This window comes from Verrucomicrobiota bacterium, from assembly GCA_016871535.1.
Classification (GTDB): Bacteria; Verrucomicrobiota; Verrucomicrobiia; order Limisphaerales; family SIBE01; genus VHCZ01.
On sequence record VHCZ01000443.1, the window covers coordinates 1 to 2,127 of the forward strand.

Annotated in this window: 2 protein-coding genes; one reads left to right on the forward strand and one right to left on the reverse strand. The window is 61.8% G+C overall.

The window, feature by feature from the left end; all coding sequences use genetic code 11:
• Window positions 1-73: 73 nt before the first annotated feature.
• Entirely contained in the window at window positions 74-829 is a 756-nt protein-coding gene (locus FJ398_27385) for an SDR family oxidoreductase (GenBank protein ID MBM3841601.1), read from the forward strand.
• A gap of 244 nt (window positions 830-1,073) precedes the next feature.
• Here the strand turns inward: FJ398_27385 and FJ398_27390 are convergent, their stop codons facing one another.
• Window positions 1,074-1,277, reverse strand: a complete 204-nt coding sequence (locus FJ398_27390; GenBank protein MBM3841602.1) for a hypothetical protein — start codon at window positions 1,275-1,277, stop codon at window positions 1,074-1,076.
• Window positions 1,278-2,127 lie beyond the last annotated feature (850 nt).

Consider the following 2,127-nt stretch of genomic DNA (forward strand, 5'->3'; position numbering starts at 1 on the left):
GCCCGCATTCGGAGATGCGCCCACGCGGTGAGCGTGAGCTTGACAGCGATCTCGTCTCTGGAACCGTCGCTCCATGCCAAAAGTGGCCATCGTAACCGGCGCCGGCAGCGGCATCGGCCAAACCGTTTCTCACCGCCTCGCCAGCGAAGGCTGGTCCGTCGCCGCCGCGGACCTAAACGCCGAAGCCGCCGCTCTAACCGCCAAACAGATTTCCAACGCTGGAGGCTCAGTACACGCGGTTGCCGTGGACATCGCGAGCGCGGAAAGTTGCGCCACGATGGTCTCGGCCTCGGTCGCGCGGTTTGGCCGCGTGGACGCGCTGGTCAATTGCGCGGGCATCAGCAAACCCGGAGATTCCCTGACTTACTCAAAAGCAGACTGGGAACAAATGATTGCGGTGCAATTGAACGGCACATTCTTCACCGCCCAGGCAGTCGGCCGCCAGTTGGTCCAGCAAGGCGGAGGCGGCGCTCTGGTTTTCATTTCTTCCACGAATGCCGAGGCGGCGTTTCCAAGGCGAGCTGCTTACTGCGCGGCCAAAGCTGGCGTGGCCATGCTGACCAAAGTGCTGGCCGTGGAGTGGGCCGCCCACGGCATCCGGGTTAACGCCGTGGGCCCCGCCTACGTCGAGACCGAAATGACCCTGCGCAACATCGCCGCCGGCAACGTCTCGCGCGAAGCCATCGAACGCCGCATTCCGCTTGGACGTTTGGCGCGGCCCGGGGACGTCGCCGATGCCATTTCATTTCTGTTGTCCGACCGCGCCAGCTTCATCACCGGCCATTCTCTTTATGTGGACGGCGGATGGCTGGCGTATGGCTATCTGTAGGCAGACGGAAAATCGAGTGGAGCGAAGCCGCACGGGCTTTCAGCGGGGAGCGCACGCGCCTCGCGTGCAGTGGTCGGCGCCCCCGCCGACCACAAATGTTCCGTCGAATCAGCCACCATTCAGTGACCCACCGACGCGTTCAATCCGACCGGCGAGGCGCCGGTCGGAACACGCGAAGGCGCGTGTGCTCCCCAATGAATGGTTTCGCTTCGCGGCCCCCTTCCTTACGAGTTCCTAACCCGTCTCAACGCTCAATTCCCGCCTGGCTCACGTCAATCGCTTGAATTCTCAGTTTGAGCGCGGGGGAGTCGGGTTTGAAACGGTAATCGCCCATGCACACAGCCCATGAACCAGGTAGGGCGAGTCCGTCTCGGCGAGCCGCTCCACGTGCTTGGAACACGTCCAGATCGGCTCGCTGCGGACAGGCTCGCCCTACCCAGCGGTTCATGGGGAGAGGAATCAGACCTTGGCTTTGTCGGTTGCCGTTGGCCGCGAATTGAAGACTGTCCGGCCCGGCACCGGCACGGGGTACGCATCATCCGAACCGGGCTGAGTAGGCGCGTCCATGTCGTCGCGGCAGTCCTCCGGTCGTGGCGGATAATAGAAATCAGACTGGCTCGCTTGCTCCCAGGTCACTTCCTTGCCGGAGTAACAGGAGAGTTGACCCATGACCGTGATCAGCGTGCTGCGCGCCATGTAGTCGCCGTTGTTGATCGGTTGACCCGCACGAATCGCGGCAAAGAGACGGTTGTGCTCGACTTGATACGGGTCGCACTGCCCTTGCCAGCGCCAATTCCTTTCGCCCCAAATGCGACAGGCTTTGATGGAAGCTTTGCCTTTGGTGCCCAGAACAATGCTCGAATCCTCGTCGTAACACCCGGTGGTCGTGCGGCAAAATGCGTAGGCGCGGACGCCGCTCTCGAATTCATAGACCACCGAGTGATGATCGAACACGTCGCCGTAGATGTGCTCGGTCATTGAGGAACGCCCACCCAGTCCGTGGCACTTGAGCGGAACTTTGTTGCCCAGCACCCAGCTTGTGCGGTCCAGATTGTGAACGAGCGATTGGGGCACGTCGTCGCCCGAAAGCCAGCGAAACCGATACTGCGCGCTCAATTGCCATTGCAGTTCGCTCAGGCCGGGCTTGCGCTGCATGACGCCGTAGGGCGCGCGCAGGAAGTTCTCTTCGATGGTAATGATGTCACCGATGGCGCCATCGTGGATGCGCTGAACTGTCTCCGCGTACCCGGCGTGATAACGGCTCTGTAGCCCGGAAACAATGCTTAGTGGTCCGTTTC